This is a genomic window from Candidatus Omnitrophota bacterium (assembly GCA_013791745.1).
Lineage (GTDB): Bacteria > CG03 > CG03 > CG03 > CG03 > CG03.
Genome location: VMTH01000071.1, coordinates 1 through 5,603, shown reverse-complemented (window position 1 = coordinate 5,603; position 5,603 = coordinate 1). Strand labels below are relative to the sequence as shown.

5 protein-coding genes are annotated in these 5,603 nt (G+C 51.6%); all 5 read right to left on the bottom strand.

Annotated features, from left to right (window positions below):
• The coding region (locus FP827_03230) for a sulfide/dihydroorotate dehydrogenase-like FAD/NAD-binding protein (protein ID MBA3052091.1) at positions 1–370 on the bottom strand (370 nt) is incomplete at its 3' end.
• Positions 371–387: 17 nt separating this feature from the next.
• The gene (locus FP827_03225; protein ID MBA3052090.1) at positions 388–1,251 is read right to left on the bottom strand and encodes a hypothetical protein; all 864 of its coding nucleotides are present in this window, start codon (positions 1,249–1,251) and stop codon (positions 388–390) included.
• Positions 1,248–1,724: a (2Fe-2S)-binding protein gene (locus FP827_03220; GenBank protein MBA3052089.1), complete on the bottom strand. Its 477-nt coding sequence runs from the start codon at positions 1,722–1,724 to the stop codon at positions 1,248–1,250. Before FP827_03220 ends, FP827_03225 begins: the two co-directional genes overlap by 4 nt.
• Positions 1,709–4,081 (bottom strand): xanthine dehydrogenase family protein molybdopterin-binding subunit, encoded by a 2,373-nt coding sequence (locus FP827_03215; GenBank protein MBA3052088.1) that lies wholly within the window; start codon positions 4,079–4,081, stop codon positions 1,709–1,711. The genes FP827_03220 and FP827_03215 overlap by 16 nt, the downstream gene beginning before the upstream one ends.
• 46 nt (positions 4,082–4,127) lie before the next feature.
• Positions 4,128–5,351, bottom strand: coding sequence for an amidohydrolase family protein (locus FP827_03210; GenBank protein MBA3052087.1), 1,224 nt, complete (start codon positions 5,349–5,351; stop codon positions 4,128–4,130).
• Positions 5,352–5,603 lie beyond the last annotated feature (252 nt).

Here is a 5,603-nt window from a genome sequence, read left to right as displayed (position 1 = left end):
CCTCTTCTTTAAGAGCCGCGATAACAGGATATATGAGGGCTATTCCTATACCGCCGGCGGCAATGACAGCTCTTTGGCCTTGCGGAAACTCCGTCGGGCGGCCCATGGGGCCCGCGATATGATAAAGGCCGTCTTCAATTTCTATCTCTGATAAATCGCCGGTGCTGCGGCCCATTATCTTGAATATCACCGTCAAAGAACCCCTCTCTTTGTCCGTGTCGGCTATGGTGAGCGGTACGCGCTCCGCTTTTTCGTCCGTCATCAGGATGACGAACTGTCCCGGTTTCGCGGCCGCTACGATATCGGGAGCTTCTATTTCCATAAGAAAAGTATCCGCAGCCACGCGCTCTTTCCTGATTATCTTATTCATTGATCTTCCGAACTATGTCATTGACCGGCCGTCATCTGCCGTATCTGATTTTCAGCGAGAGCGTCATATTTCGTGCCCTTCAGCTTTTTCCAGTGGAACAAAGCCCCGAGGCGGTATTCTTTATTTTTAGCCGCATTCTTCTCCACCCGCGCGAGTGAGCCGTAAAGTGTGGCAAGATCCTTTCTCAGATCCGCGTGAGACGGGAACTTGTTTACGCCGCGTTTGTAAAATTCAAGAGCGTCATAAACGAATCTTTCCTTGAGTGACTGACGCCCCATGCCGATAAAAGCCGCGGGACTCAGCAGCCCTGAAAGTTTAGCCATATTCCGCCACTCAACCTTCCCGCACAGCATATCGTTCGCCCAGAGATTTTCCTTCGCCAGTCCCCGTTTGAGCAGCTCCCAGTTGAGGCACCTCATATCGCCGCGGTCATCTTTATAAAAGATCAGGGCCAGGGTTCTCCCGAAAACACCTTCCCTGTTATCGGGATCGATGACAAGAATGACTTTTTTCCCGAGCACGGCCTTCTTTGTGAATTCGGTGGCGGCGGCGGCTCCAGGTTCGTCCGTGTGAAACCCCTGCTCCGGATGAGCGATTTCGGGCGTGTTCACGCCGAGAAACCTTATTACTTCTCTGTCTCCGGAAGAGTCTTCGCCCTCATCATCCGCGGCCTCATCTCCCGCGACTATGGTGTCGCCGTCATAAACGGCGCTTATGAACACGGTTTTTTTCTCATGGGAAACTTTCCAGTTAACATAAGAAAATTTAGATTCATCTATACCGAAGCTGCGTATCCCGACAGCCTTCGCGGATTTCTGGACGCCCGCGCACGATGACAGAAGCAGCGCGCTGGCAAGAATCTGTAATTTTATAAAGTTCAAGTCTTCTTTTTGAGTTTTGACTGGGCCAGGAGCGCGCCTTCAAAGATGGCCTCATAGCCGGTGCAGCGGCACAGATGCTTTGCGAGAGCGTCTTTTATTTCTTTTTTGGACGCGGCCAGGTTTTTGTTAAAGAGCGCGTAGAGCTCCATCACTATTCCCGGTGTGCAGTAACCGCACTGCACGGCGCCGGATTCTATCAGAGCATCCTGTATGGGATGCAGTTTTTTCCCTTTGGAAATACCCTCTATCGTGAGGATATCGGCGCCGTCAAGTTTTTTGGCGAGCATCACGCAGCTTTTTTTCGCTTCGCCGTTGACCACAACGGTGCAGGCTCCGCAGGTGGCGTCGTCACAGCCCCTCTTGGACCCGGTCAGGCCGAGGTTTTCCCTCAGCACATCAAGGCCTCTCTCCCAGCCTTCCAGCTCAACAGTTCTTTCTCTGCCGTTTACTTTGAATGTTATTTTTTCGGACATTGATTATCTCCCTTCGCGTCTATCGCCGCTTTCACCTTCTCCGGTGAGAGCGGAATCTCGTAAAAATCTATTCCCGTCGCGTCATAAACGGCGTTCAGCACCGCCGGAGCCACGCCTATAACAGGGTGCTCGCCTATTCCCCGCGCGCCGAAAGGCCCTATCTTACCGGGCGTTTCCACAAACTCAACCGTCTGCTTCGCCGGAGCGTCATTTATCGTCGGGAATCTGTATTTTGAGAAATGCGGGTTGGGGCACACTCCGTCGGAGTCGAATTTTGTCTCCTCATGGAGCGTGGAACCCAGCGCCATCACGACGCCTCCCACGACCTGGCCTCTTATCTGCACGGGATTTATCACCTGTCCGACGTCAAATGACGACGCGAAATGGTCCACGATGATCTTACCTGTTTTTTTCTCTATCCTTATCTCGCAGGCCTGGGCCCCGAAGGTGTATGTCACCCCGAAGGATCCCTGCCCGTTGGCATCAGGGTTGGAGTATCTGGGGAGCCTCGCGTCGGAAGTCGTGTGAACGACTTCGCCTACGGTTATCCCGTCTTCGGTCATATAACCATGTGCCAGTGACGGGACGGACACCCTCACGCCCGGATCGGAGGACAGAAAAATATAATCCCCGTCGTACTCCAGCATATCGTAATCGCACTTGAGCGCCATCATCGCCGTTTTTTTCAGCTGATGTATGGCTTTTTCAGCAGCCCGAACGACCGCGCGTCCGCCCTGTATCGTGAACATGGAGCCTATCGTCTGCCATTCCCAGGGCGAGAACTGCGTGTCGATTTCCGTGTAAACGCTTATGCGTGAAGGATTTATCTTCAGCACTTCCGCCGCCACGAGCCTCACTACATTTCTCAGCCCCTGCCCGACTTCGGCGCCGCCCATGTTTATTGAAACACTTCCGTCAACGTTGAATTTCAGATAGCAGCTCTTTGAAGAAAAAGGCGCGCCCTTGGGCGATTTCATGACCGCCGCGAAACCGCGGCCGTAGTAATAATCGGCATCTTCTTTTTTCTTTTTCCCCGTAAAAATCTTTTTCCGCACAATATCGGCGCATTTTTTCACATTGCCGTTGCTCTCCCACAGCCTCTCGCCGATAGAAGTCATTTTTCCCGGCCCCAGATAATTGATATCCCTGAGCTTGAAGGCATCCATGCCCAGCTTACGGGCTATCATATCCATCATCCTCTCCATGCCCAGCTGCGACTCCTGATGGCCGTAGCCCCTGTAAGCTCCGACCGGAGGCGTGTTGGTATAGACCGAATAACCGTCAAGGTAACAGTTAGGAAATTCGTAAGTGCCGGTGGAGTTGTGGGTGGAGCCTCTCATAACATGGAGGCCGGTGTCCACATACGCACCCGTGGAATGAAGGATCGTCGTCTGAAGAGCCGTGAGTTTGCCGTTCTTCTTCACGCCGATTTTGAATTTTGTTCTTATGCCGTGGCCGAGGAGCGTTGAAAGAAAATCCTCTTTTCGGCTGGCCACCCATTTAACGGGACGGCCGGGGACAAAACTCGCTATGTAGGCTATTGTCTGCTCGACGGTGACATCGGATTTGTAGCCGAAGCAGCCGCCGACCTCGGGAATGTGCACCCGCACGGACGCGACCGGCAGTTTGTATGTGTGGGCTATATCCTCCCTTATGACGAAAGGACATATTGACGACGACCATATCTCTATGCCCCCGTCCTCGTGATGTATGACAATGGCGCCGTGCGGCTCTATGGCCGCGGAAGAGCTGAAGGGATAGTTGAATTCTCCCTCAAGCACCAGATCGGCTTCGGCGAAACCTTTTTTTACATCGCCCTTTTTGAGAAGATAATGATCGGCTATATTTGTGCCGCCCTCGGGCCCCATACCCGGCAGATGCCAGTAATCGCCGCTGTCGGGGTGGATGAGCGCGGCTTTCTTTTTCAAAGCTTCTCTGGCGTCAATGTAGACGGGAAGAGCTTTGTACTTCACCTCTATTTTTTTGAGCGCCATTTTCGCCTGATGGGGATTCTCGGCTATGACCGCCGCGACAGGTTCGCCTATATAACGCACCCTGTCCACCGCCATAGGCACACGGTCCTTCACATTGTCTCCGAAAAGAAAATCTATGCTCTTGCCGGTGACGACTTTTATGACGCCGGGTTCTTTTTCGGCCGCTGATGTGTCTATAGACACGATCTTAGCGTGCGCCGTGGGCGGCGTAAGGATCGCGGTATAAAGCATTCCCGGCAGTTTTATATCATCAAGAAAAACAGACTTTCCCGTGATCTTCTTAACCGCGTCGGGCCTTGTGATATTCTTACCCACATATTTCAAACTCACTTCATCCTCCCCAATGGGGTCAGGTCTTGACATGTGACACAATCTGCTGATGTCAATGTTAAAATAACCCCGGTAATTTTTATTTTTTATATATTTTGGTAACGCTTTTCGTTTCGGCTATGACCTTGCCGCCGTTTATCACATAGGCGGGAGCTTCCTGAGCACGGAAAGCTTCAAGGACGCTGTCAACGCCGAGCACGAGGAAACTGGCGGGATTGCCCTCTTTGATTCCGTAATTCTTCACATTCATGGCTTTCGCTCCGTTGACCGTGATCATATCGTAAAGCGTTTCCATATCATCGGCGCCCGTCATCCACAAAAGGTGCGACGCCATAAACGCGACTTCGAGCATGTTGTTTCTGCCGTAAGGATAATAGGCGTCGGAAATGTCGTCCTGGCCTATGCACACCAGAGCGCCTTCCTCAAGAAGTTCGCCCACCCGCGCATGCAGCGGCCCCGTGTGAGGATCCGTCACAATACCGAGCTTCGCTTTTTTAAGCAGCGCCACGACTTTCTGAAAATAAGGTTTCGGGTACAGACACATCGCTCTCGCGTGCTGGGCAAGACAGCGCCCCGTCCAGCCGGTCTTGATGGCCTCCACGGCGTACATCTCAAGGGTTTTGAGCGTTGCATCCCCTGCGTCGTCCACGAGCATTGAAACATCCTTGTTATATTTTCTCGCTATGGCCATCATCTTCTGTATGTGCGCGAGTTCGTCCGCTTCCGTATATTCAATCCACGGGATTCCGCCGACGATATCAGCGCCGAGGGCCATTGCTTTTTTGACAAGCTCTTCCGCACCGGGCTCTCTTATCACTCCGTCCTGCGGGAAAGCCACGACCTGGATGTCCACAAGGCCTTTGTACTCTTCTCTCGCTTTGATGAGAGCTTTCACCCCCTCAAGTTTTGCCTTGGAATCCACATCCGCGAAAGCCCTTATGTGAAGATTGCCGTATTTCATGGCCATCTCCACGGCTTTCCTGACGTTCTTTATTATCCATTTCTCGTCGTAGTTTTCCTTGACTCTGGCGGCAAGTTCAATCGCCGACATGGCTTTTCCCATATCGGAGCCGTGATAATCTTTCAGGGCTTTTTCGTCCATCATCTGCAGAGTCCAGACTTTGCAAAGATGAAGATGGGCGTTGCAGAAGGGTTCCGTCACAAGATTTCCGCCCGCGTCTATGACTTTGGCGGCTTTGGCTTTGATGCCTTTGGCGATTTTAACGATTTTTCCCTTATCAACGGCAATGTCCACAAGGCCTTTCCGTTTTCTAAGCTGAGCATTTCTGATCAAAAGTTCCATAAAAACCTCCTATTTATTCCAAATTCAGGAATTAAGATTATCATATTTAGACATCAGCGTCAATTTTCCGACGGAGTTCAGCTTTTCAGAAGAAAAGGAGCTTTACGGAGATTGCCGAAAGCGCCGCGAAAAGAATTTTTTTGAAGCCCCTATTTAAATGACTGCCTTTATGCTGTTACTGCTTATTGCTCTTTTTCTTTCGGTTTCGGTGGTCCGGACTGTTTCTCTTTCAGCATTGCAATCAGAGTTTGT